Raw genomic sequence first — 23,706 nt, forward strand, 5'->3', positions numbered from 1 at the left:
AAGACGCTCCAAATGGGCTATAGCTGCGGCATTGCCGCAAGAGAATTTATTCTTCTTGATCGAAGATCATTGTTCCGTTTATTTGGAAGAGGGGCCAGTTTTGTTGTACAACATGGTACAACTGATACTGTGGGTGTCTGATTTTCTGGATGTGCTTTGTGTATTCATCATCTTGTAGCGAGTTGTTGCTGGTTGTCTGGTGTGAGGCATTCCACCAGAGTTGTGGGAAGGAATAATGATGGAACAGGTACGATCTGCGGCTTATCAGCCAATTGAAGATTATGGAATCATTGGCGACCTGCATACCGTCGCCCTGGTCGGCAAAAATGGTTCTATCGACTGGTGCTGTATCCCCCGCTTTGACTCTCCCAGCGTTTTCGGGGCCATTCTGGATGCGCAGAAGGGTGGCTTTTTTAAGATTTCCCCCGACCTGCCTGCCACCGATGTGCGAACCCGGCAAATGTATTTTCCTGAGACGAATATCCTGGTGACGCGTTTTTTGACCAGCAATGGTATTGGTGAGATTATTGACTTTATGCCGATCCGGCAATCGTGGGATGTTGGTCATCCGCATCACATTATCCGTTCTGTTGCGGTGGTGCAGGGATCGTTGCCGTTTGAGATGATCTGTCGTCCCCGATTTAATTATGCCCGTGACGAGCATACCGCGCGCCTCTTTGACCATGGGGCTGTATTCTATAGCAAGGATCTCTGCCTTGGCCTGGCGACTCATGTCCCCTTAACCGAGGATGGACAGGGTGGGGTACACGCGCATTTTACACTGCATGCTCACCACCGTGCGTATTTCTTGCTGGAGTGTACGAGTGAGAGTGATGTCAGCCTGCATCCTATGACGGCACGGCACTTTCAAAAGGATTTTGAGGAGACGATGGATTTCTGGCAGCGTTGGCTGTCAAAGTGCACCTATCAGGGTCGCTGGCGTGAGATGGTGCAGCGCTCGGCTCTGTTGCTGAAGCTGCTGACATACGCGCCAACGGGAGCGATTGTAGCAGCCCCCACGACCAGTCTGCCAGAATGCATCGGCGGATCCCGCAACTGGGATTATCGCTATGCGTGGCTGCGTGATGCCGCCTTTACCCTCTACGGCCTGCTGACGCTGGGTTTTTATGACGAGGCTGAAGCCTTTATGGGCTGGTTGGATAACCGCTGCCACGATCTGGAACCTAATGGCTCATTGCAGCCTATATATGGCATCGATGGACGTGCCCGGTTGGAGGAGTTCACGCTTGATCACCTCGAAGGCTATCGCAAGAGCGGTCCCGTTCGTATCGGCAACGGAGCGTACAGGCAGAAGCAGATGGATATCTATGGAGAACTACTCGATTCCATTTATATCTTTAATCGCCACCAGGATATTTCCTATGATCTATGGAAGCAGTTGCGGCATTTATTGACGTGGCTGGAGGGCCACTGGCGTGAGCCCGACGAGGGGATCTGGGAGGTGCGTGGGGGACCCAAACCATTCTTGCATTCACGAGTCATGAGCTGGGTCGCGTTTGATCGTGCCCTGCGCATCGCGCGCCATCGAGGTTTGCCAGCCCCCATCGCTGATTGGATGGCTGTGAGCGCCGAAATTTATGATGATGTGATGGAAAATGGTTGGCATGCCGGCACAAAGAGTTTTGTGCAGTATTATGGTAGCGCAGAAGTAGATGCCAGCTCTCTGCTGATGGTCCTGACCAAGTTCTGTGGCCCCACTGATCCACAGATGCTCAGCACCCTGGACCGCGTTTTGCGTGAGCTGACGACCGATTCCCACGTCTATCGCTATATCCCAGCGCGGGCTGCCAATGACGGCCTCATCGGGAACGAAGGAACCTTTAGTCCCTGTAGCTTCTGGCTGGTAGAGACGCTGGCGCGCTCTGGACGCCTGCTGGAGGCGCGCCTGGTCCTGGAGAAGATGCTGAGTTATGCCAATCACCTGGGACTCTACGCGGAAGAGATCAGCCCGGTTGGTGAGGCATTGGGCAACTTTCCCCAGGCCTTTACCCACCTGGCCCTGATTAGCTCATGTTACAACCTGGATCGAGCCCTCAATGGCACCCTGCTCGGGTGACTAACCATCCGTTCCCGGTCATTGAATGTGACAAAGTGTGATTGAAGAGGTGGCGTTTGTCCTATCAGTTTAGTGGCCTGACAATTGCTGTATGGGGACGATAGCATAGCCACGCTGTTCTAATGCCTGAATGATGAGTGGTAGTGCCCCCACTGTCTGCGTGCGATCACCACCGCCATCGTGCATCACGATAATGGAGGTATTGCCGGTTTCCCTCAATGTTGTCTGGACGATAACGTTGACACCAGGACGTTGCCAGTCGAGGCTATCGACATCACCCAAAACTGGCTGTAATCCGGCTTTTTCAATCTGCATACGTACCATGTTGTTGATGGAGTTATATGGAGGTCTCATCAGTGTTGGTTTGATGCCAATGGTTTGCTGAATAATATGGTTGGTAGATTCCAATTGCCACATTACCCCGGTTGGGCTGAGTGCCGTTAGCCGAGTATGGTTCCAGCTATGGTTGCCGATAGTGTGACCCGCCGCATAAACCATCCTGGTAACCTGGGGATGAGCCTGGACGTTTTGCCCCAGATTGAAAAAGGTAGCATGCAGATGGTATTGATTCAGGATAGTCAGGATCTCTGGCGTATAAGTAACATCTGGCCCATCGTCAAAGGTCAATGTCACCTTTTTCTGATGTCCTGAACTGTGGCAAAGGAGTGGGTGCGCCTGCTTAGCCAGGATGGCAATACCGGGAACTGGCGCCAGATGTGCTCCTAATCGTGGTATCGCGGACACAATGGTAACAGGTTGTCCAGCTGGCAGATGCACTGAGCTGGAACCTGTGAATGACATGGTGGTGAACAGCAAACCAATAAGTATAAGTGCAAACCGATAGCGCATGGCTTTCCCTCATTGGGGGAATAACAGGTACGGACTCCATGTCTTTCTCTTCCGGTCCTGATAAGAGAAACTGGCAACATGGTAATTGTTGCCGATATACTTGATGCTGGGTCCATAAAAATTTGAAAGTAATAGTTAGAGATGTACAAAAAATGGAGTACTACAACTTGCGCTGAATGGTTGAAGAATATAGTGGAAGAGAATGGCTAAAAAAGGAGCCACTGTTGCGGCTCCTTCAAACTTACCTATAAAGTATACCTGATTGCCGGACAAAAATCAAGTCTTTTGCCCGGCAATCTTTTCACCTAGTGCAGCATGGCGGGGCTGACGCTTTCAACCTCTGTTGTGAGGTCGTCAACAGTCTGCGTCTTTTTTCTGGTCATGCTACCGCGCAACGGCACCTCTTTCAAGAAGAGCGCAGCGACCAGGCCGATCACCATCAACACCAGGCTGAGGATAAAGACGTTGTGGATGCCCTGGGTTAATCCCACCTTCACCGCCTCGATCAACTGGCTGTAGATGACTTTTCCCTGTGGACCATATTTGCTGAATTGCTGCAGCATCTGTTTCTGCGCATCAGGTGAGAGCAGGATATTTGGATTATCGAGCGCACTGATCAGCTTCGCAGGTAGCATCAGTTTGAGGTTGGCGGGCAGAGCATTATGGAACGCCGGCACATAGGCTGATGACATCAATGAACCCATGGCGGCCAGCGCCACCGTACTACCGATCGAGCGGAAGAAGGTCAGCGCCGAGGTTGACTCACCAATTTTGTCCGGCATCACATTCTGCACGGCGATGGTGTAGGTTGACATGCCAAAGCCCAATCCCAGGCCAACGACAATCATCGCGACCGAGAGATCCAGATTCGCCGAATGCACGTTCAGGCGATACAGGAGGTACATACCAGCGATGGTGATCAGCAGACCAACGATGGCGACCCATTTGTATTTGCCGAAGCGCGAGATCAACTGGCCCGAGATGACGCTACTGATCATCAAGGCGATCATCATTGGCGAGAGCAGCAGTCCACTATTGGTAGCTGATACGCCCATCACTCCCTGTGCGAAGAGTGGCAGGAAGAAGATACTGCCAAACATGCCCATGTTCGTGATCATGGTGACCAGGATTGAGATGCTGAAGATGCTATTTTTGAACAGGCGTGGATCGATAATGGGCTGCTCTCCACGATGCGCCAGCCTGATCTCATAGATGAAGAAGCCGACGAGGGCCACCAGCGCGAAGCTAAAGAGTCCGATGATCTGCACTGACAGCCAGGGCAGGTCTCCACCAGCCCACGTGAAACCCAGCAGCATTGGCACCGTTCCCAATACCAGTAGCACGGCACCGATATAGTCGATCTTTGTCTTTGCTACTTTTCTATGCAGGGTAGGCATCAGGAAGATCAGCACGCCGAGCGCGATCAGGCCGATAGGTAGATTGACATAGAAGACCCAGCGCCACGTCGTATTTTCCGTGATCCATCCGCCAACTGCGGGTCCCAGAATAGACGAGAGACCGAAGACCGCGGTAGTGACACCCTGCCATTTGCCGCGCTCACGCGGTGTGAAGAGATCACCAACGACCGCGATGGCGATCGGGAGCAGGGCCGCGGCTCCCAGACCCTGCAAGGCACGGAAGGCGATCAGCTGATTCATGGTCTGGGCCGCGCCCGAGAGGGCCGAACCAAACAGGAAAACGCTGACCCCGATCAAAAAGATCGATTTGCGCCCGAAGAGGTCTGATAGTTTTCCGTAAATGGGCACCATCACGGTTGATGTCAACATATAAGCCGTGGTGACCCAGGTATAGCGATCAAAGCCCTGCAGTTCAGAGATGATATGCGGCATGGCTGTTGATACGATTGTCTGGTCCAGCGAGGCCAGGAGCATGACCAGCAGCACGCCCAGCATCGTCAGGAGTGTCTCTCTTTGCGTGTAGCGTGGCTGATCCACGTTTGGTGTTTCAGCTGACAATGGAGGAGTCGCATTGCGCTCGACAGCAATCCCGTCCATTGGCTTTGCTTGTGTCGGACTCTTCATCATTATAATCTTCCCACTTTTTTTATTATGTTAACGTATTTTACGCGTGTTAACTTACTTTCCAATTACAATTCCGTCGAAAAAGATCTTTCCTATCTGTTTGAGTGCTTCATCAGAGTTTATAGATATATGATATTGTTGTTGCAGCAATGCATCATAGCTTCTTGGAGCGATTAAAGACAGAAATGTACGCGCTATAATCGGCGTTGAAATCTCCCTTGTAATCTCTCCCGCTTCTTTGCCCTCGTCTATAATTCTGGTGATCCGCTGAAAAAGAAACTCAATAACTTCCCTTAAAAAGCTCGATTGCTCTTTCAGCTTGCGCTGTAAATCTACACCGCTGTAGATGGAAGAAAACAACTGTGAATTTTTGCACAGGAGGCCAGCATTGAGATACGTGAGTAATGCTTCGAACTTCGATTTTGCTGTTGTATAGCGGGCAATGGTTGCATCTAGATTATCGAGCACAATGCGCAAATCTCGTTGCAGGATCGCTGTAATGAGTTCTTCTTTGCTTCGAAAGTGTAGATAGATTGTACCTTTGCTGATACCAACACGGGCAGCAATTTCCTCCATCGAAGTTTCATAATACCCCTTCTCAAGTAGCACCTCCTCCGCGACCTGCAGAATAAGCTGCTCACGCTGCTCACGCTGCCGCTCTTTAAGAGAAGTATGTGTATGAACCGATGGCATTAATAAACTTCCTTTACTGCATGACCACATGACAATTTTGTGACTTCCTTGTCTTTTTGTGACCATTATGAATAGGCATTGGATACTGAGTAATTTTATGACTCTTTAGTCATTATTTTATCATGCGGGTCACAATATGTCAATATTTATTTAATGTTTTTTTCATTCACCTGGAACAGAGGCTTATGGTAGACTAGAATCACTCATCATCGAGTGATGCCTGGTCAGAGTAGGAGATTCCCTGGCAAGGAATTGTGCGGTTGATAGCAACGCGGAAACCCCGACCAGGCATCCCAGAAAATAGCAGACTTTTCTCGTATTGGGGGATGTGAGCGCCTTACAGGTATAGGTTTTTTTGGAGCGGGGTCCAGGGGCGGCAGCCCATGGCGGGGTTTCAGGGGTGTCCCCTGATTTTTCCTCTCCTTGTGCCGCCGTCAGGCGGCACAAGCGGGTTCAAGGGGCAAGGCCCTTGAAAACCTATACTTGAAAGGATGTGAGCGCCCCCGCACTGGTGTGCGCGGACGCCCTATGTTTAAATACGGTGGCGAAGATGCAGATGGCGCGCAGTGCGCGCCATCTGCATCTTCGCCACCGTATTTAAACTAATTGCGCACCGCAGGTGCGCGAGTTGTGGAAAAAGCACAAAAAAAGGTCGAGCCTGGTGCGCTTGGCGGGCGCTAGAGCGGCTCAACCTTGTCTCATCCAGGAACTAGCTATGTTCCTGTTCCTCATCATCGAAATGGCTCAATCGCATCACCCCAAAAAGTCCTGAAGCATTTTGCTGCGACTGGGTGGGTCTAGCTTACGCAGGGCGCGAAACTCCACCTGTCTCACCGCCTCATGGCTCAGGCCTAACTTTTTTCCAGTCTCCGATAAACTATGTTCACCCTGACCATTCAGGCCGTACCTGAGTTGTAGGACCCTCCTCTCACGTTGGGATAGCTCGTCAAGCAGGTCGTGAATATGTTCTCTCAACGTTTCGGTGATGACGACACGCTCAGGCGAATAAATAGGATCATCCTCCAGGACATCGCTCAAGGAAATCTCGTCGTCGCCCCCTTTACGAGGCATATCCAGGCTGATCGTCTCCTGATGGGTTGAGAGCAGTGAAATAACCTGTTGCACGCTGACCTCCATCTGGTTGGCCAGCTGCTCCAACGTTGGCTCACTCTCCAGACCATGCTCCTGCTGAATGCGACGGCGTACACGGCCCAGGCGCTTGATCTCCTCTACTTTATAGAGGGGTACGCGAATCATATGGGCCTGCTCAACCAGAGCGCGTGTAATATACTGGCGAATCCACCAGGTTGCATAGGTACTGAAACGATAGCCCTTGCGATAATCAAACTTCTCCACGGCATGCATCAGTCCAATATTGCCCTCCTGGACGAGGTCCATCAGGTCAACACCGAAGCCTTTGTACTTGCGGGCGATATGCATGACCAGGCGAAGATTCGCCTCGACCAGCTGTCGTTTAGCCTCCTCGGCCTCACGAGCTGCCGCGACCTCTGTTGGCTCCTTCGGGGTACGCTGTAGACCGCGCTGCCGCTTCCCTGTCACTACCCGAGCCTTTTCGATCCGCTGGGCTAGATTTTTCACTTCGTCTGAAGAAAGTAGATCCACCTGCCCGATCTCATAGCGATAAAAACGAGAAGAATCATTCAGGCTAAGTACTTCCGGATCCGCCTCAATGCGCATTGCTTCTATCGTTTTCGTCTGTGCCGCGTCGGTTAACGTCGTGTTTTTCATCTGGACATCCTCCACTCTATTTGGGTTTTACTGGCCTCTGATGAAACTGAGTATACGTGGAGGAGCTTTCTACGATCTCCCACAGAACTTCCCGACGCGCACGCTGTTTTTTCTCTGTTTTTAATGCCGTCTTAAGCGCCTGTTTGACAAAAAGAGAGATGCGACCAAATTTTTCTACCTCCAAGCACAGCGGGGACCTTCTTTTCCGTGAAGAAATACAACAAGATGTACCTGGTCTTATACCAGTCTTACCAATTCCACTTCATCGTGAGGAGTGCAGAGGATGTCTTTTCTGGAGAATCGAGGCCAGTGTGCATGCGTACCGCGCCGTTCGCAAGCATTGCAGGCTGCTTGTTTGGGTCTAGCGTGAACGCGGTACAGATAATCAGGGCTGTTTGAAAGTCGAGGGAGGTGAAAAAAAGATCGATCCTTGCTATGCTGGTTGATCTGAAATCATAGAACAGCCAGAAAGCAGGAACGATCGCAGTGCAGCTATGCGCGGGTGTAACGCATGAGGACAACGCCTGATGGTAGTGGTTTGGACTCAATCAGGCGCAGCGGAAGATGCAGGCCTTCCGGGAACAGCTTTTTGCCGCCGCCGAGGATCACCGGGTATACCCACAGGCTATATTCGTCGATGAGGTCGTGCCTGGCCAGGCTATGTACTAGCACGCTGCTGCCATCAATGACGATGTTCTTGCCGGGTTGTGCTTTCAGGGCGCGTATCTCCTCGACGACATTCTCACGAATCAATGTTGAATTACGCCAGGCCGAAGTTGTTGTCAGGGTTGTGGAGACAACGTATTTTTGTCTAGCGTTCATGGCATCGCCGAAGGGATCTCCATCTGGCATCGGTTCAAATGCTCCACCGTGGATCTGCCATGTTTTGCGTCCCAGAAGCAGGGCATCGCTCTGGTCCATTTCTTCGAAGAAGTACGCGCCAATGTCATCGTGCCAGAATGGATGTGTCCATCCACCGTGGGTAAAACCACCCTCGGTATCTTCTTCTGCCCCGCCAGGTGCCTGTATGACATTGTCCAACGATACAAATTCTGATACAACAATTTTTCGCATGCTTCCCTCCGTGTTGTTCCTATCCAATACTTATTGAAAGATGTGTATGTGGTTCCCTGAACACGGATAGTATGCCTCAAGGAAAAGGGACTGTCTTGTACAAAAGCGAAAGCTGTTCAGGCTGGCTATGATGAAACAGTTGAGCGGGTGTTTTTCCGATGAAGTGCCTCAGTGATCTGGTGAGATGTGGTTGATCGTAATAGCCAGTCTGCACAATGGTGTCGGGAATGGAGACGCCATGTTGTAAGAGGAACGTCGCGGAACGCGCCCGTTCGATTTGCCGGACCACGTTCTGGGTGATTCCGATAGAGCGCAGGAACCGATACTGGACCGAGCGCGGGGTTAGATCGTTGTGGTGACCCTGGAGGACTGCCTCGATGAGGGGATCACGAACCAGCAGCCCCTTCTGTACCAGCCAGTTGACAAATGTATCGGCATTCTCATAAGTCGGAAATTGCCAGTTTGAACCACCTAAGCAGAAGGTCTTCGTGGATGCGGCTTCCAGATCCACCGAGTTATCCACCAGCAACCTTACGGGCAGGTAGGATAAAAACACACCTGGCTTCAGCAAGATGCCGAACCACTCTCCTTCGGCAGGACAGTCTCCTACCGGGGTGGCTCTGGTTTCTGGTCCTCGCACTGTCAGAGTAGTCTTGCCCTGCAGTTTGCTCACAACTAGCTCAATGCGGTTGACGGCAATGGAGAGGAACGGATGCGTGTCTTCACTATGGCTACGCCAGATCAGTTCGACAAAAGGCGAGTCAGAGGGTCTTTGCGCATCAAAGAAAAGCATGCGTTTGTGCTCCGAACGGATTATGTTGAATGAGAAGCAGAAGAAAGCAACCTCGTCCAGTGTAGCATACCAGCCCACATGAGACAAGCATTTGTGCAGGGCGCGAGCAGGTGTCTGAACTTGTCACAATCTCATGGAGAGAGAAGGCATGTATATACTAGCCATCAAAGTAATTGTCTTTATATGCCTTGACACGTATATACGTGATGAGGTATACTATGGAAGTGGAACTCGGGTTCGAAATTATTAGATGATACGCTCAACATTGTGAATATAACAGAGGAGAAACGGTATGAAGATCAAATTGACCACGGTATACGTAGATGATCAGGACAAGGCGTTGCGCTTCTATACAGAGATACTAGGCCTGGCAAAGAAGACCGATTTCAGTCAGGGCTCATATCGCTGGCTGACCGTGGCCTCCCCTGAGGAGCCGGACGGCACTGAGCTGCAACTGGCGCTCAATGACAATCCCGCGGCCAAAGCGTATCAGCAGGCGCTCTTTCAACAGGGCCAGCCCGCGATCATGTTCTTCACCGATGACGTTAGAGGAGACTATGAGCGAATCAAGGCCCATGGTGCCGAGTTTACGATGCCGCCCACCGAGGTGACCGGTTCGACTATTGCGATGCTGAACGACACCTGTGGCAACCTCATTCAGATCTCGCAGCTGGCGCGCTACTAAGAACGGCCGATTGGCTGCGCTGTGGAGTATACTAAGACAATGGAAACCGTGTTTGAAATCATTGCGGAACCCAACCGCCGTGCGATATTGAGCCTGCTGGCCTCTTCACAACAGTCGGTTGGAGATATCGTGCGTCAACTTCATATGTCGCAGCCGACCGTGTCAAAGCATCTGCGCGTACTACGCGAGGCCGGATTTGTAGAATCCACGGTGGACGCACAGCGCCGTGTCTATCGGCTGAGACCTGAACCACTTCAGGAAGTGGATACCTGGCTGGCCCCGTTCCGTCAGTTCTGGTCCGCCCACGTGGATGCCCTTGAACGCCATCTCGATCACATGGATTAATCACCACCAACGAATAGGAAGACAAGGAGAAGAAAATGACGACCTCTCGCGAGCAGTACTCACCGGGTCCGGCCAGCGGGGCGCAGGTACGCAAGGATGGAGAGCAGTGGACGCTCATTCTCGTCAGAGAACTGCGCCACGCGCCGGAGAAAGTCTGGCAGGCGCTTACCGATCCCGCGCATCTGCGCGAGTGGGCCCCCTTTGACGCTGATAAAAACCTGGGCACGGCTGGCGCCACGGTGAAGCTCACCACGGTGGGAGCGCCCACGCCACAGGTATCCGAAACACGGGTGACACGGGCTGAGGCGCCCAGGCTGCTTGAATACAACTGGGGTGGCAACGATATGCGGTGGGAACTCGAAGCCTCTGATGGCGGCACGCGCCTGACGCTATGGCACAATATCGATCGCCGCTTCATCTCAATGGGTGCTGCCGGCTGGCACATTTGTTTTGATGTTCTGAATCACCTTCTCAGCGGAACCCCCCTTGGCCGCATCGTTGGCGGTGAGGCGATGAAGTTCGATTGGCCCCGGCTCAATTCAGAGTACACTCAGCAATTTGGTAAGGAAACACGTGATTAAAAGATCCAGGGGAGCCTCTATCAGCATGGTTCAAGAATATATCGAGATCCGTGGCGCCCGCGAGAACAACCTTAAGAATGTCTCGCTGAGGCTGCCCAGACGCAAAATCACCATTTTTACCGGCGTGTCTGGTTCGGGGAAGTCATCGCTGGTATTTGATACTATCGCCAACGAAGCACAACGGCTGTTGTTCGAAAACTTTAGCATGTTTGTTCGCAACTTCCTGCCTCGCTATCCCCAACCGGACGCCGATGCGATTGAGAACCTGAGCATGGCGGTACTTGTGGATCAGAAACGCCTGGGTGGGGGATCGCAATCGACGGTGGGCACTGTGACCGATATCGCGCCCGTGTTGCGCCTGCTCTTTTCACGTATCGGCCAACCCTATGCGGGCTCTGCCAATGCGTTTTCCTTCAACGATCCACAGGGCATATGCCCGGAGTGTAATGGGATTGGCCGCAAGATTGGCATTCCCCTGGAAGCGTTGATTGATGCAACGAAATCGCTGAATTCGGGAGCTGTCATCGCCCCGGGATTGACCAACATGGAAAGCGATATCTATGCGCGTTCTGGTTACTTCGACAACGATAAGAAGATTACCGATTATACCACAGAAGAGCTAGACCTGCTTCTCTACAGCGAACCGCGCAGGCACACGGATCTGCCCTACAACACCTATGAGGGTCTGGTGTACAAGTTCAATCGCAAGTTCATCGCGCGCGACATCCAGACGCTTTCGCCTCGTGTCCGGCAAAAGGTCGAGCCGTTTTTGAAGCTTGGCCCTTGCCCGCTCTGCAAGGGTGCCCGGCTCAACCAGGCCGCCTTAAATTGTAAGATCAATGGGTATAATATCATCGATATGACCACAATGGAGATTGACGAGCTGTTAGAGGTCGTCAAAAGTATCACGGAACCGGCGGCGGCGCCACTCGTGCGCACGTTGACCGAGCGGCTGCAACATCTGGTGGAGATTGGCCTGGAGTATCTCAGCCTGGATCGAGCGACCGATACACTCTCTGGTGGCGAATCGCAGCGTGTGAAAATAGTCAAACAGCTCAATGGCAGCCTGGTGGATGCCATGTACATCTTTGATGAGCCCAGCGTTGGATTGCATCCGCGCGATGTCCATCGACTGAACGAGTTGCTGGAAAAATTGCGCGACAAAGGGAACACGGTCATTGTCGTAGAGCATGATCCCGATGTGATCAAAATCGCCGACTACGTGGTAGATATGGGACCATATGCCGGGAGCGAAGGCGGCCAGATCGTCTATGAAGGCGATTACAGCGGTCTGCTCCAGTCCGACACGCTGACCGGGAACCATTTGCTGTGTCAGCGGCCACTGAAGGAGAGTTTTCGTCAGGCGAGCGGGACGCTGCCAATCGTCCACGCGACGGTGCATAATTTGCGGGATGTCTGCGTGAATATTCCCGCTAGTGTGCTGACGGTCATCACCGGCGTGGCCGGTTCGGGCAAAAGCTCGCTCATCAATGAAGCCTTTCTCAGCCAGCATCCGGAAGCCGTGGTGATTGACCAGGCATCTCTGAGCACTTCCAGCCGCTCTACCGCCGCCACCTATACCGGCATCATGGATGATGTGCGCAAGGTCTTCGCGACCACCAACAGGGTAGACGCTGGTCTATTTAGCTTTAACTCAAAAGGCGCCTGCCCTAATTGTCAGGGTCTGGGCGTCACCTACACCGACCTTGGCTTCCTTGAAGGGGTCAAGCTTCCTTGCGACGTGTGCGGCGGCCAGCGCTTTAATGACGAGGTACTGGCCTACACATTGAACGGCAAATCCATTGCCGATGTCCTGAACATGACCGTTCAGCAGGCCCTGGCGTTTTTGCAGATCAAAGAAGTGCAGCCAAAGTTGCAGGCTTTGAGCGATGTAGGTCTGGACTACCTGACCCTCGGCCAGCCCATGAGCACCCTCTCTGGCGGTGAGTGCCAGCGTATCAAGCTCGCCAGCGAACTCCACAAGCGGGGCAGCATCTACGTCATGGACGAGCCCACCACTGGTCTGCATCTCTCAGACATCGGTCGCCTGCTCACCATCATGAACCGGCTGGTCGATGGTGGCAACACCGTGATCGTGATTGAGCACCATCTCGATGTGATTCGCAACGCCGACTGGATCATTGATATGGGCCCAGAAGGTGGCAATAAGGGCGGCATGGTCATCTTCGAGGGTACACCGCGAGAGCTCCTCGGCGCCGAGCATTCGCTGACGAGTAAGTATCTATAGCAGACTGCCGCGTATACCAGGAGCGGGCCCGCTCCTGGTATACGCGGCTATTTATTCCCCGTTCCAGAGGGCGCGCATTTCGGCGCTGGTTGCTAAGAGGTCCTGGAGTTTGCCCCGAGCCTCAATGCGTCCATCTTTGAGCACGATGACCTGGTCTGCATGCTGGAGGGCGTAGCGGCGATGCGAGACGAGCAGGCAGGTGTGATCTCCACGCCTGAAGAGACGCTGCCAGAGCTGCTGTTCGGTCTCGACATCGAGAGCACTGGAGAGGTCGTCGAAGATGAGCAGATCGGGTTCGTGAACAAACATGCGTGCCGCCGCTGCACGCTGGATCTGTCCACCCGAGAGCCTGGTCCCTTTGGGTCCAACGATAGTGTCTAGCCCCTGTTCGAGCGCGGCGATATCCGCCTCCATTACGGCGGCATATATAGCTCTCTCCAGGCGCGCAGGCTCATCGGGATAGCCCATGAGAATGTTTTGCCTGAGCGCTTCACTGGCAAGTCGCGGCACCTGGGGCGTATAGGCGCTCTGCGGCGGCACGAAGATACACTCAGGTCGTTGCACAGGCGTGCCGTTCCAGCGTATCTCGCCCGCCTGTCTAGGGAGCAGCCCCATCATCGTACGCAGTAGCGTGCTTTTCCCCGAGCCAATGCGGCCAGTAATCACGGTTGTAGTGCCGCGCTGGATCTGAAGGTTGATGTCCGCGATGCCTTTTCCAGATTGAGGATAGAGGTAGGTCAGGTCGCTGATCTCCAGATGGGCCAGTTCTGGCATCGTTCGCTCAGGCGATTGTATTTCAGGATAGGCACCGCGCAGGTAGACTGGCTGGTGCGCAACAACTGTCTCTCGGGGACATTCGGCTGGCAGGGCCTCTTGCAAGCGTTGCAGGGAGATCCCGGCCTGTTTATACAACGTCAGGTTATCGATCAGCGTCGCGACAATTGCGGTGACCCAGGCCTGGTAGGAGACGAAGAGCGCCAGCCCACCCACGGTAAAGGTGCCATGTTGGATGGCCCGGGCCGACATGAGCAGGAGCAGGCCAGTGGCAAGGTTCGCCGTATTGTTCATTACATTTCTCAATACAACATTGGTGAAGAAGAGGCTGCGCAACGTGTTCCGGCGTCTCACGTTATTGAGCTGGCGCAGGTACGCCAGGATACGCGGCTGGGCGTCGGCGAGCTGGATGGCCTGAGGCATGCTAAACACCTCGCCCATAAACGCGCTGACCGTCCCCGCGGCCTTACGGCTCTCGCGATGATATTCCTGAATGCGCCTGCTGAGCCTGGTCATAAGCAGGCTGGCGCCGACGAGAGGAATGAAGACCACCAGGGTCGTCACCGGCTGCATGATCAGCATGATTACAAGCGCTCCCAGAGCCTGGAGCAGCAAGCCTGTATTCATTACAGTGTAGAGGATAGTGTTGGGTAGAGCTTCAGTATCGGTGTCGAAGCGGCTCACCAGATCGCCGGGCGAGGCGGGGAGCCGCTGTGCTCCTATGCGGGAGACCAACTGTCCGAAGATGTTACGGCGGACCAGCGTTTTGCCATACTCGTTACAGGTGATCTCTATGGCCGCGATACTTAGCTGCGCGGCCATGCGGGTGATGGCCGTCCCAGCCAGGAGCGCGCTCAGCGTCCAGAGGTCCCAGCCGATAGGGCGATTGGCCGTGATGATGTTGAACATGTTGGCGACAATGACGCCTGGTAAGAGCTGGAACAGGCTCAGGACAAGCTGCAAGCAAAGGTCGCTGGCGTACAGCCAGGGTGTAAAGCTGATGAGCTTCCAGAGGATCTGATGCGTCTTCATGCCAGCACCTCCGTCAGACCTGTTTGGAGCAGGTGCGCGAAGCGAGATGTGGGATCGATCGCGAGCTGCTGGCGTGGACCATACTCCTGTATTCGCCCTTCGTCAAGAATCAGAATGTTGTCGACATGGCGCACAGTTTCGAGGTGGTGGGCGATAATGATGCCCGTGCGCCCCTCCAGTAGACGCTGTACAGCCCCCTCGATCAACTTCTCCGTCATTGGATCGAGGCGCGAAGAGGCCTCATCGAGAATAACCAGCGCGGGATTTTGCAGGAAGACGCGGGCAAAGGCCAGGAGTTGTGATTCGCCCGACGAGAGTGATTTCCCGGCCGGCGCAAGCGTGGTATCAAGTCCATCTGGCAGGGACTCATACCAGGACGTGAGTCCGAGGTGGACCAGAGCCTCCAGGATGCGCTCATCGGAGATGTTCGCGTCAAAGAAGGTCAGGTTGTCACGGATGCTGGCCTGAAAGAGCTGGACATCCTGTGTGACGATACCAATGCGTGAGCGCAGCTCGCTGAGCTTGTATTGTCTCACATCGATATTGCCAAGCAAGACAGCGCCCTCGCGGGTATCGTAGGTCCGGTAGAGGAGGCGCGTCAATGTTGTCTTGCCACTGCCCGTGCGCCCCAGCAGGCCAAGCGTCCGTCCTTGTGCCAGCTCAAATGAAATGTCCTGGAGCACACTTTGCTCTGGTGAATAGCCAAAGCCGACCTGCTTGAATGTGACTGCCAGCGCTCCCTCTGGCCGTTCCGCGCCAGGACCATCCAGGAGTGCATTGGGCGTATTATAGAGCTCGGTAATGCGTTGGAGGCTGGCTGTAGCCACCTGCATTTTGTTTAGTTGCAAGGTAATACTGTTCAGGCTACTTGAGAGCAAGGACGTATAGGTATAAGTCGCGTAGATGGTTCCCAGGCTCATCTGCCCATGTCGCAACAGATAGGCCCCCAGCGTTAGTACCGCTGCTGTTGTCAGGGTGATGCTCATCGCAACGGTGGTGGAGAAGAAACGCCCCGAGACGCCGCTCAAGCGGTTGCAGCGCAACGAACGCCGTGAGAGATGGTTGAGCCTGGCGAGCACATAGGGCTGGGCACCATTGCTACTGATATCCTCGATGCTTATCAGGCGCTCCTCAAAGAAGCTTGCCAGTTCCGCACTGGCCTGACGTGCGGCACGAAAGGAGGGGGCAGTGATGCCTCGCAGCGAGCGGATAGACACCAGCAGCAAAGCCGTGGAGGCAAGTAGCAGGAGTCCCAGGCGCCCATCAGTCCAGAATGTTACCGCCAGGATGCCCACCAGCAGCAGACCCCGGCCAAGCATAGAGAAAATGAACTGCGAGAAGAAATCGGAGAGCTGGGCCACATCGCCATCCACACGCTCCAGTAGTTCGCCCGGTGTATGCCCTTTGTGAAAGGACATATCCAGGTTGAGACAGTGCAAGGCCAGATCGAGACGCAATTCGTTTGTCGCCTGCCAGCCAATATTCTCGCTCAGGTAGCTGGCGAGGGTTGTCAGGATCTGGTGCAGGCAGATCAGGCCAATGAAGAGGAGCGAGAGCCAGAGCAAGCTATCAAGGCTGCCCCGAATAGAATCGATAAAGTGTTTCAGCAACTGAGGATTATACAACTCAAGCCCGATACTGCCAGCGAGCAGCAGTAGCAGCAGGCAGACTTTCAACCATTGAGGGCGTAGATATCTATGCAGAAGGGACATATAGTGGCTAAATGAAAGCTCCATCAAATTTCCTGTCCTTCTTCTAAAAACGTACTGTTATAGAAGTACTGTGGTATGACACATACACTGCCCGGGCGTTAACCCATATCTGGTCTGGTCATCCATCCGTTTCTAGACGGCTTTCTGGCACCGGACACGTTATGGTTCAACGAGGACAAGCTATATCTGTCGAATCACATATGTTTTCAGACAGGAGAGTGATGGGTGGGTGATACCTTTCGTCTCCAAAACACAACACTGCCGTGGGTCACTCTTTCCCACAGCAGAACGTGATTCAAAGCCTCTTGATAGTAGACCTGCTTAGAACGACAGGCGTGTAAGAAGGCGGTATGTGGAAAAGTGTAAGACCTGGCGAATGCAGAATTGTCTTTTCACCTCTTACCTCCTTCAAAAATGGGGAAAACAATAATAACTTTTCAATCGGTACAAATGTAGTATAGTCTGAGCATACGAGCTCTGTCAAGTAAAAGCAATAAAGATACTGTAGAGCTTCTTATATTCACAAACAAATGATAGAAAAATGTGTCATGCAAAAGAAAAGAGGAAGAAGATGATCGAGAAAGAAGCACGATTACTGAGAATCGGGGTTGTCGGAGTTGGTCCGATCGCGCAGGCCGCCCATTTTGAGGCCTGTCGCAGGGCGCGCAATGCCGAACTGTATGCCATCTGCGATCTGGCGGAAGACCTGGTTACGAATATGGCTGCTATCCACCATCCCCGCGTCACCTATCTCGACTACAACGAGATGCTGGCAGATCCGCAGGTGGAAGCGGTCATTGTGGCGACCGCCGATCAGTTCCATGTCGCTATGGCTGCTCAAGCTCTTGCCGCCGGGAAGCATGTGCTGGTGGAAAAACCACTGGGGGTCACTGTTGAGGAGTGCGAGGCGCTCTGTGAGCAGGTGCGGTCTTCCGGGCTTGTACTCCAGATCGGGACGATGAAGCGTTTTGATCCCGGCATTGCCTTTGCCCACCAGTTTATCCAGGAAGAGATCGGTCAACTTCTCGCGCTCAAAGCCTGGTACTGCGACTCGACGTATCGGTACACGGTGACGGACAACCTTCAGCCCCTCATGATCAGCAGCGCCCATGCCAGACGACCAGAGGGCAATCCGAAGGCGGACCGGCGGCGCTACTACTTATTGGGGCACGCCAGTCACCTGGTTGATACGGCCCGCTTTTTGGGTGGCGAGATCATCCGTGTCCATGCCAGACTCGTCGAGAAGTTTGGTGCCTATTGCTGGTTTGTCGACACCGAGTTCGCCGATGGCAGTCTCGGTCATCTCGACCTGACGATCGCTGTGCGCATGGATTGGCATGAGGGTTTTCAGGTGTATGGCGAACATGGCAGTGTGGTTGGCAAGACCTTTAATCCCTGGTACCTGCGCTCCAGTGAGGTGGAGTGTTTCAGCGCGCGTGATGGACAATATCATCGCGTCCTGGGTGCCGATGGACATGTCTACAAGCGGCAGATCGAGGGCTTCGCTGAGACGATTCTGCATGGAGTGCCACAGCATGGGGCCGGGGCCGAAGATGGAGTCGCGGCCATACGGACCCTGGTGGCTATCTCGCGTTCTGTTGAAACCGGTGCATGGGTCTCTGTGTCCGATGTGACAGGAGGCGTATGATGCAGCTGGGAATCTTTGCCAGGACGTTTGCACGCCCGAGCGTTGAAGAGGTGTTCGACGCGGTGAGGGCGCATGGCTTGCGGTGCGTGCAGTTTAATATGGTCTGCGCGGGTGTGCCGTCCCTGCCAGAAGAGATCGCCCCTTCTCTCAGTAGGCGTATTCACGAAGCCGCGCAGAGCAGAGGCATCGAGATTGCTGCTGTTTCTGGCACCTATAACATGATCCACCCCGATCCAGCGGTACGCCAGCAGGGTCTGCGCCGCTTGCGTACGTTGGCAGCCGCCTGTCAGAATCTGGGAACGACAATTATCACGCTGTGTACAGGAACACGCGATCCCCTCGACATGTGGCGCTGGCATCCAGAAAACTCATCTCCGCAGGCCTGGGCTGATCTCTTATATGAGATGGAGGCGGCCCTGCGCATCGCCGAGGAAGAACAGGTGACCCTTGCCTTTGAGCCAGAGCGAGCCAACGTGGTGAATACCGCCGCACGCGGCCACGCCTTGCTTGCCGCCATGGGGTCCTCGCACTTGAAAGTGGTGATTGATCCCGCCAACCTGATTGTGCCAGGCGGCGAACGACCGATGCGCCAGGTGCTGGACGAGGCCTTTGATCTGCTGGAAGAGCAGATCATCATCGCCCACGCCAAAGATCGCGGGGCTGACGATACCTTCCGGGCTGCCGGAGAGGGGATCCTCGACTACGATTATTATTTGCATCTGCTTCAGGCCAGGGCGTTTCCCGGTCCTTTGATTATCCATGGTCTGGCGGAAGCGCAGGTGGATGCGGCTCTCCAGTTCATCTCTGATAAGCTTCAGAGCAGGTAAGCATGATCGTGGGCCGTATCTCTGGAAAAGCATGATATATAATAAAGAAAGCAAATGGAGAGCCGTTCTGCAGAAAAAAGATCACCTTGAGCGAGGAGTGCGGCGATGGCAGCGAATCCACAACGTTTATATATGACCGCAGAGCAGTATCTTGCGTTAGACCGAGCCAGCGACACAAAATATGAATACCTTGATGGAGAAGCTGTGGCAATGTCAGGTGACTCTGTCAATCATAGCCGTCTGGCGGGCAAGCTTTTTTTTCTATTGACTCGGGCGCTGGGTAGCAGCGGTCCTTGCATCACGTATAATAGTGATATACGTGTGCTGGTTGCCAAACGGCAATACATCTATCCAGATGTTACGGTCTCCTGTGATGAGAATGATCATCGGGGAGAGCAGGACACCATCTTTTCTCCTCGCCTGGTTGTTGAGGTCATCTCACCGAGCACAGAAGCCATCGACCGAGGACGGAAACTGAACTGGTACCGCAGCCATCCCAGCATTCAGGAATATATGCTCATCAATACTCGCGTGCAAATGGTAGAAATCTTTAGCCGGGGAAAGCCTGGAGACCCCTGGACATATCAAACCTATAGTGCTGGTGAGACCTTTCAACTGGCCTGCCTTGATCTCTCCCTGGCTGTGGATGATATATATGCTGGTCTGCGCATTCCTCTTCCTGACACTCTGGTGCAGGAGGAAGAGTGACCTGCACCAGTATAGGGCTATGCCGTCATTTTGGGTTGGCCTCACATGGCTCATGGCACGATCACCGTACGCACATCACTACGGAATTGTTCGAGGTTATCCAGCACCTGGTTGATTGCACCAGCATCCAACGGGATCGTGCGCGTGACGGTGTCTGAAATTTTGAGCTTTCCACGGCGCGCCAATTCGAGCAGGAGTGGTAGTTCATGAAGCAGGTGATCGCTCGCTCCAATCACTTCACCTTCTCTGCCGATCAGTTCCTGATAGGTATCTACCTCAAGGGGCCTGTGACTGATCCCCGCCACAACGGCGCGCCCCATGACCGCCAGAGATTGTATCGCCTGCTTCATCGTCTGAGGGAGGCCGATGACCTCAAGCGCGACATCAACCCCTTTGCCCTGGGTACGTCTGCGAATCTCGGTGACCGGATCGCTCACGCTGGCATTCACCGGAATTGCGCCATATTGTTCGGCGATTTTGCATTTGTCTGCATTGATATCGATCGCGTAGACATCGAGCGCGCCAAAGGCATAGGCAAGCTGTATTGCTGAGGCGCCCAGGCCGCCTATCCCGAAGATAGCGACCGTCTCACCACCCCTGAGCCTGGACTTGCGCAAGGCATGAAAGGCGGTCGCTGACGAACACATCAGGATCGCGCCCTGTTCAAAAGGGATTTCATCTGGCAGATGCACAGTGTTATGTTCAGGTACAGCCACATATTCAGCATAGCCACCATCGACAAAACGTCCTACCATGGACCCTCGTGTGCAAAATTGCTCATGCCCGGCGTTGCAATATGAGCACTCACCGCAGCTCAAGACATAATGCACACAGACGCGACTACCCACCTCGACAGTCGTCACGTGGCTGCCTACTTGTTCAACCACGCCCGCAATCTCATGTCCTAGCGTCCTGGGCAAGGGTTGCACAGGCGATTGCCCTGTTCGATAGTGAACATCGCTGTGGCAAATGCCTGCTGCTCGCACTCGTATCAACACATCTCTTTCTCCAATGGAGGGTACAGGAATCTCCTGCATTTGCAGGGGATACCGGGCCTCAACCAGGCGGACTGCTTTCATGTTCCTGTCTTCCTTATATAGTAACTATTTTATATGGTAATTATTTTGTGCGTAGCAGGCTCAAAATACGAGCCTTCCAGCATGCCGCTCAAGGTGTTGGTGACGCGGATCTCAATTTCATTTTGCCCCTGGCGCAAGATGTTGGACGCTCTCTGCCAATGATAAGGTGACCAGCAACACACGCCGAGAGAATGCCCATTGATCAGCACTTCAACACAATCATGCAGGTGCTGATCCCAGCCATCGAAGGCGAGGGCGAATGTTCGCTCGCGAGGTAGTGCATCCAGAACCGCTTCGCGTGTAAAACAGAGGGTGCCCGCGAAATAGGGATAGCCGACCTGAATGCCGCTTTTGGGCTCCCCGGTTTCCGGGCGTGGACCAATCACTGGCGTGCCAGCGGGATCAAACGAAACCCCAAAGTTACCACTGAGATAGAGCGGATCGCGCAATCCATCTTCATCGCGTTGCCCCTCCACGTGAACAACCAGGTGATTGAGGCCTGGTTGAAGCCATGATCTTACCTCGCCTCCCTGTTGTGGAAACCCATGCAGGGAAAGCTCTTGCGGCCCCTCAACGACGAGGGACTGATGCAGTAACTGGCGATGCCTGGCATCGGGATGCTGAAGGGTGACTTCGCCGCCACCCATGCCACTGGGGTAGGGATATTCATCATAGAGCCAGCTGTGTAGCCCATATTGTTGGGCCGTCTCCACCGCCACGGCGACACGTTGAAACCACTGTTCAGATAAATACGCAACCTCTAGCCCCTGACGTGCACAGATGAAAAAACCGCCCACCCCTTTTTCCGCCATTTCTTTGATCTGCTGACTAATCTCTTCTTCCTCCATGGCATCGTTCCAGAACCAGAAAGGCACCAGGCGATAGTCTATGGGGGGGTCGCGAAAGAGTTGTTGAAAATCCGTCATCCGTCTTTCCCTTCTCAATACTGTCTAGTGGATCACGCTTACGCTGGCCGCTCTTGTTCCAGTGGACGCATCGTGAACTGTTCGGTCTCTGTCAGGATATAGATGGGCTCTGGCGTCAGACGCAGCGTCACCTTGCCACCTGCGGGTTGAAGTATCTCTGTTTTGCCCGTCATGCTAATGGAGGTCAGGGGACCATCTGAGGCCAGTTCGATTTTTTGATTAAACGGCGTTGACCAGAGCACATGCAGATTGCTGCTAAAACACATATGATATACATTAAATTCGGCCACCTCGCGACCCAGGAATGAGCGATCTTTTAGCAGACGAGTAAGGACCGCAAAGGCGGTGTAAGATGGTTTAGGTGTATAGTATCCGTCCGCGTCGGGCAATCGGATCAAGCCAAAATTCTGTTCCAGATCAAAGTTATTCGTTCCGTCGTTAATGAAGTCGTACCAGAAATATGTATCTACCCCGGCTGATAGACTGAGCACGATGCTGCGCACAAGGTAGTGCGCCTGTTCAAACTCGTTGGTAATGTTGAAGGCATCTGACCAGCCCAGTTCAGTGATCCAGATTGGCTTCGTCTGCCCATTATTATGTTCCTTGATCAGATCCTGCAATGCCTGCAGATGCTGAGCTAGATTGCGGAGTTCTGGCGTATCGACGGAAATGACAGAGTAGGGATGCACAGAGATTGCATCGGCGTACGCCAATGCGCCCGCCGTGAAAAGGTCCTTCAACCAATCCAGGTCAATGCCAAAGGTCGCTCCAACCACCACCGTGACATCCGGACGCACTGATTTAATCGCCTGGTAGGCTGCTGTGACCATGCGCGCGTAATTTGCCGGATCATGCGCGCCCGGCCCGGTTGAGAACCTGCCCTTATTATATTCGTTGTAGATCTCGACCGCTTTCAGTTGCGGATAGTGCCTGACGAGCGCCCGCGCGTAGTTGGCGTAAGCGGCAAAACCGCTCTCGTCATAGGGTGTCACACCACCATCATATAAAGGATTGTTGTAATCGATAATGAGCAAAGGATTCACACCACTACGTTGAAACGCGCTCATATACCTATCCACAGGTGTGAAATCGTACTCGCCCGGGCTGGTCTCGACATCGGCCCAGAGGGCATCGTCTCTCACCATACTGGTTCCCATGGCGATGAGTTCCCGCGTCCCATTCAGCGGATTTTTGCCGGAAAAGTGAGCGCTGACACCAAACCTGCTATCAACCGGTAGCACTGTCGACGTAATCACTGTAAATGGGATTGTGCGTACTGGCGCATCGTCGGCTGTGGTATGGTCAGTGATCTTCAGTACGTAGTATTCGGGGGATAATTGCTGCAATGATATGATCGTTTGATCGCTTTGCACATTTACCTGGCCCTCTACCACGTTTGTGCCGCTGCGATCGGCCACGCTATACGTGAGGCTACCGGTTGATGCGGGTGTCCAGAGCTTAAAGACAGGGATCTCTGTATGTAAAAAGATGGTGCTTTGCACGTGCTGCTCCTTGCACTCCTGGCGTACATATTTGGCCCCGCTTAAATCCGGGGCCGGCAGAAAATAAAGGCATGATAATGGCTTTGTGGCGCGCATCCACGAAAATAACTATTGCTGCGCACTATTAAATTATAACTTCCATTACTTTGAAATTCCCTATATAGCATCAAAATATTGACGGGGAGTGTTACGGATTTTTCCCTTTTACCGTGTTGTGTGTTGAAACATCAATTATCACACAACTTCTTTCTGAAAAAGGAAAGCGAAGAGCCGTTGCGGATTCTTGAAATTTTCAAGAATCCGCAACGGCTCTTCGTATGCTTCTGATTTTCGTCATTACCGGGGCACGTAAGCGCGTCCAC

At 53.4% G+C, this 23,706-nt stretch carries 19 protein-coding genes; 8 read left to right on the forward strand and 11 right to left on the reverse strand.

Features of this window, described 5'->3' with window-relative positions; translation table 11 throughout:
- Positions 1 to 235 precede the first annotated feature (235 nt).
- Positions 236 to 2,077: a glycoside hydrolase family 15 protein gene (locus tag KTT_RS30090; protein WP_126601379.1), complete on the forward strand. Its 1,842-nt coding sequence runs from the start codon at positions 236 to 238 to the stop codon at positions 2,075 to 2,077.
- 69 nt (positions 2,078 to 2,146) lie between these two features.
- Here KTT_RS30090 and KTT_RS30095 read toward each other — a convergent pair whose 3' ends face one another.
- The 6 genes from KTT_RS30095 to KTT_RS30120 all read right to left on the reverse strand — a co-directional run bounded on the left by KTT_RS30095 (position 2,147) and on the right by KTT_RS30120 (position 9,277).
- A complete protein-coding gene (locus KTT_RS30095) occupies positions 2,147 to 2,926 on the reverse strand; it encodes a polysaccharide deacetylase family protein (protein WP_126601380.1) in 780 nt (259 codons plus the stop codon).
- A gap of 305 nt (positions 2,927 to 3,231) precedes the next feature.
- Positions 3,232 to 4,941: an MDR family MFS transporter gene (locus tag KTT_RS30100; protein ID WP_126601381.1), complete on the reverse strand. Its 1,710-nt coding sequence runs from the start codon at positions 4,939 to 4,941 to the stop codon at positions 3,232 to 3,234.
- A gap of 81 nt (positions 4,942 to 5,022) precedes the next feature.
- Entirely contained in the window at positions 5,023 to 5,661 is a 639-nt protein-coding gene (locus KTT_RS30105) for a TetR/AcrR family transcriptional regulator (protein ID WP_160146231.1), read from the reverse strand.
- Positions 5,662 to 6,414: 753 nt separating this feature from the next.
- Positions 6,415 to 7,410, reverse strand: a complete 996-nt coding sequence (locus tag KTT_RS30110; RefSeq protein ID WP_126601383.1) for a sigma-70 family RNA polymerase sigma factor — start codon at positions 7,408 to 7,410, stop codon at positions 6,415 to 6,417.
- A gap of 492 nt (positions 7,411 to 7,902) precedes the next feature.
- Positions 7,903 to 8,484 (reverse strand): dihydrofolate reductase family protein, encoded by a 582-nt coding sequence (locus tag KTT_RS30115; RefSeq protein WP_126601384.1) that lies wholly within the window; start codon positions 8,482 to 8,484, stop codon positions 7,903 to 7,905.
- A 76-nt stretch (positions 8,485 to 8,560) separates the two neighbouring features.
- Positions 8,561 to 9,277 carry a helix-turn-helix domain-containing protein gene (locus tag KTT_RS30120; RefSeq protein ID WP_126601385.1) on the reverse strand — a complete coding sequence of 239 codons (717 nt, stop codon included), beginning with the start codon at positions 9,275 to 9,277 and terminating at the stop codon, positions 8,561 to 8,563.
- A gap of 292 nt (positions 9,278 to 9,569) precedes the next feature.
- Between KTT_RS30120 and KTT_RS30125 the strand changes: the two genes are divergently transcribed.
- Genes KTT_RS30125 through KTT_RS30140 form a run of 4 tightly spaced genes read left to right on the forward strand, consistent with a single transcriptional unit; the run spans position 9,570 to position 13,136 of the window.
- A complete protein-coding gene (locus tag KTT_RS30125; RefSeq protein ID WP_126601386.1) occupies positions 9,570 to 9,962 on the forward strand; it encodes a VOC family protein in 393 nt (130 codons plus the stop codon).
- A 39-nt stretch (positions 9,963 to 10,001) separates the two neighbouring features.
- The gene (locus KTT_RS30130; protein ID WP_126601387.1) at positions 10,002 to 10,307 is read left to right on the forward strand and encodes an ArsR/SmtB family transcription factor; all 306 of its coding nucleotides are present in this window, start codon (positions 10,002 to 10,004) and stop codon (positions 10,305 to 10,307) included.
- A 35-nt stretch (positions 10,308 to 10,342) separates the two neighbouring features.
- Positions 10,343 to 10,888: an SRPBCC family protein gene (locus KTT_RS30135; RefSeq protein WP_126601388.1), complete on the forward strand. Its 546-nt coding sequence runs from the start codon at positions 10,343 to 10,345 to the stop codon at positions 10,886 to 10,888.
- A 25-nt stretch (positions 10,889 to 10,913) separates the two neighbouring features.
- A complete protein-coding gene (locus KTT_RS30140) occupies positions 10,914 to 13,136 on the forward strand; it encodes an ATP-binding cassette domain-containing protein (protein ID WP_126601389.1) in 2,223 nt (740 codons plus the stop codon).
- Between the two features lie 51 nt (positions 13,137 to 13,187).
- Here KTT_RS30140 and KTT_RS30145 read toward each other — a convergent pair whose 3' ends face one another.
- Positions 13,188 to 14,942: an ABC transporter ATP-binding protein gene (locus KTT_RS30145; protein ID WP_126601390.1), complete on the reverse strand. Its 1,755-nt coding sequence runs from the start codon at positions 14,940 to 14,942 to the stop codon at positions 13,188 to 13,190.
- Positions 14,939 to 16,678 (reverse strand): ABC transporter ATP-binding protein, encoded by a 1,740-nt coding sequence (locus KTT_RS30150; protein ID WP_235845917.1) that lies wholly within the window; start codon positions 16,676 to 16,678, stop codon positions 14,939 to 14,941. Before KTT_RS30150 ends, KTT_RS30145 begins: the two co-directional genes overlap by 4 nt.
- Positions 16,679 to 17,225: 547 nt before the next feature.
- Between KTT_RS30150 and KTT_RS30155 the strand changes: the two genes are divergently transcribed.
- The 3 genes from KTT_RS30155 (at position 17,226) to KTT_RS30165 (ending at position 19,837) form a co-directional block, all read left to right on the forward strand.
- On the forward strand, positions 17,226 to 18,302 hold the full coding sequence (locus KTT_RS30155) for a Gfo/Idh/MocA family protein (protein ID WP_126601391.1): 1,077 nt from the start codon (positions 17,226 to 17,228) through the stop codon (positions 18,300 to 18,302).
- Positions 18,299 to 19,129 (forward strand): sugar phosphate isomerase/epimerase family protein, encoded by an 831-nt coding sequence (locus KTT_RS30160; protein ID WP_218031047.1) that lies wholly within the window; start codon positions 18,299 to 18,301, stop codon positions 19,127 to 19,129. The genes KTT_RS30155 and KTT_RS30160 overlap by 4 nt, the downstream gene beginning before the upstream one ends.
- A 105-nt stretch (positions 19,130 to 19,234) precedes the next feature.
- Entirely contained in the window at positions 19,235 to 19,837 is a 603-nt protein-coding gene (locus KTT_RS30165) for a Uma2 family endonuclease (protein ID WP_126601392.1), read from the forward strand.
- Between the two features lie 50 nt (positions 19,838 to 19,887).
- Here KTT_RS30165 and KTT_RS30170 read toward each other — a convergent pair whose 3' ends face one another.
- The 3 genes from KTT_RS30170 to KTT_RS30180 are packed head-to-tail and all read right to left on the reverse strand — an operon-like array spanning position 19,888 to position 23,344.
- The gene (locus KTT_RS30170; protein WP_126601393.1) at positions 19,888 to 20,916 is read right to left on the reverse strand and encodes an alcohol dehydrogenase catalytic domain-containing protein; all 1,029 of its coding nucleotides are present in this window, start codon (positions 20,914 to 20,916) and stop codon (positions 19,888 to 19,890) included.
- Positions 20,917 to 20,945: 29 nt separating this feature from the next.
- On the reverse strand, positions 20,946 to 21,842 hold the full coding sequence (locus tag KTT_RS30175) for a hypothetical protein (protein ID WP_126601394.1): 897 nt from the start codon (positions 21,840 to 21,842) through the stop codon (positions 20,946 to 20,948).
- A 38-nt stretch (positions 21,843 to 21,880) separates the two neighbouring features.
- Positions 21,881 to 23,344, reverse strand: coding sequence for a glycosyl hydrolase (locus KTT_RS30180; protein WP_160146232.1), 1,464 nt, complete (start codon positions 23,342 to 23,344; stop codon positions 21,881 to 21,883).
- Positions 23,345 to 23,706 lie beyond the last annotated feature (362 nt).

The organism is Dictyobacter aurantiacus (genome assembly GCF_003967515.1).
Taxonomy (GTDB): Bacteria; Chloroflexota; Ktedonobacteria; order Ktedonobacterales; family Ktedonobacteraceae; genus Dictyobacter; species Dictyobacter aurantiacus.

Coding starts and splice junctions, on each gene's coding strand:
- KTT_RS30175 (WP_126601394.1), bottom strand. CDS start 21,842: ATGACGGATTTTCAACAACTCTTTCGCGACCCCCCCATAGACTATCGC.
- KTT_RS30105 (WP_160146231.1), bottom strand. CDS start 5,661: ATGCCATCGGTTCATACACATACTTCTCTTAAAGAGCGGCAGCGTGAG.
- KTT_RS30095 (WP_126601380.1), bottom strand. CDS start 2,926: ATGCGCTATCGGTTTGCACTTATACTTATTGGTTTGCTGTTCACCACC.
- KTT_RS30120 (WP_126601385.1), bottom strand. CDS start 9,277: ATGCTTTTCTTTGATGCGCAAAGACCCTCTGACTCGCCTTTTGTCGAA.
- KTT_RS30130 (WP_126601387.1), top strand. CDS start 10,002: ATGGAAACCGTGTTTGAAATCATTGCGGAACCCAACCGCCGTGCGATA.
- KTT_RS30150 (WP_235845917.1), bottom strand. CDS start 16,678: ATGGAGCTTTCATTTAGCCACTATATGTCCCTTCTGCATAGATATCTA.
- KTT_RS30115 (WP_126601384.1), bottom strand. CDS start 8,484: ATGCGAAAAATTGTTGTATCAGAATTTGTATCGTTGGACAATGTCATA.
- KTT_RS30155 (WP_126601391.1), top strand. CDS start 17,226: ATGATCGAGAAAGAAGCACGATTACTGAGAATCGGGGTTGTCGGAGTT.
- KTT_RS30170 (WP_126601393.1), bottom strand. CDS start 20,916: ATGAAAGCAGTCCGCCTGGTTGAGGCCCGGTATCCCCTGCAAATGCAG.
- KTT_RS30100 (WP_126601381.1), bottom strand. CDS start 4,941: ATGGACGGGATTGCTGTCGAGCGCAATGCGACTCCTCCATTGTCAGCT.
- KTT_RS30110 (WP_126601383.1), bottom strand. CDS start 7,410: ATGAAAAACACGACGTTAACCGACGCGGCACAGACGAAAACGATAGAA.
- KTT_RS30160 (WP_218031047.1), top strand. CDS start 18,299: ATGATGCAGCTGGGAATCTTTGCCAGGACGTTTGCACGCCCGAGCGTT.
- KTT_RS30165 (WP_126601392.1), top strand. CDS start 19,235: ATGGCAGCGAATCCACAACGTTTATATATGACCGCAGAGCAGTATCTT.
- KTT_RS30135 (WP_126601388.1), top strand. CDS start 10,343: ATGACGACCTCTCGCGAGCAGTACTCACCGGGTCCGGCCAGCGGGGCG.
- KTT_RS30140 (WP_126601389.1), top strand. CDS start 10,914: ATGGTTCAAGAATATATCGAGATCCGTGGCGCCCGCGAGAACAACCTT.
- KTT_RS30145 (WP_126601390.1), bottom strand. CDS start 14,942: ATGAAGACGCATCAGATCCTCTGGAAGCTCATCAGCTTTACACCCTGG.
- KTT_RS30125 (WP_126601386.1), top strand. CDS start 9,570: ATGAAGATCAAATTGACCACGGTATACGTAGATGATCAGGACAAGGCG.
- KTT_RS30090 (WP_126601379.1), top strand. CDS start 236: ATGATGGAACAGGTACGATCTGCGGCTTATCAGCCAATTGAAGATTAT.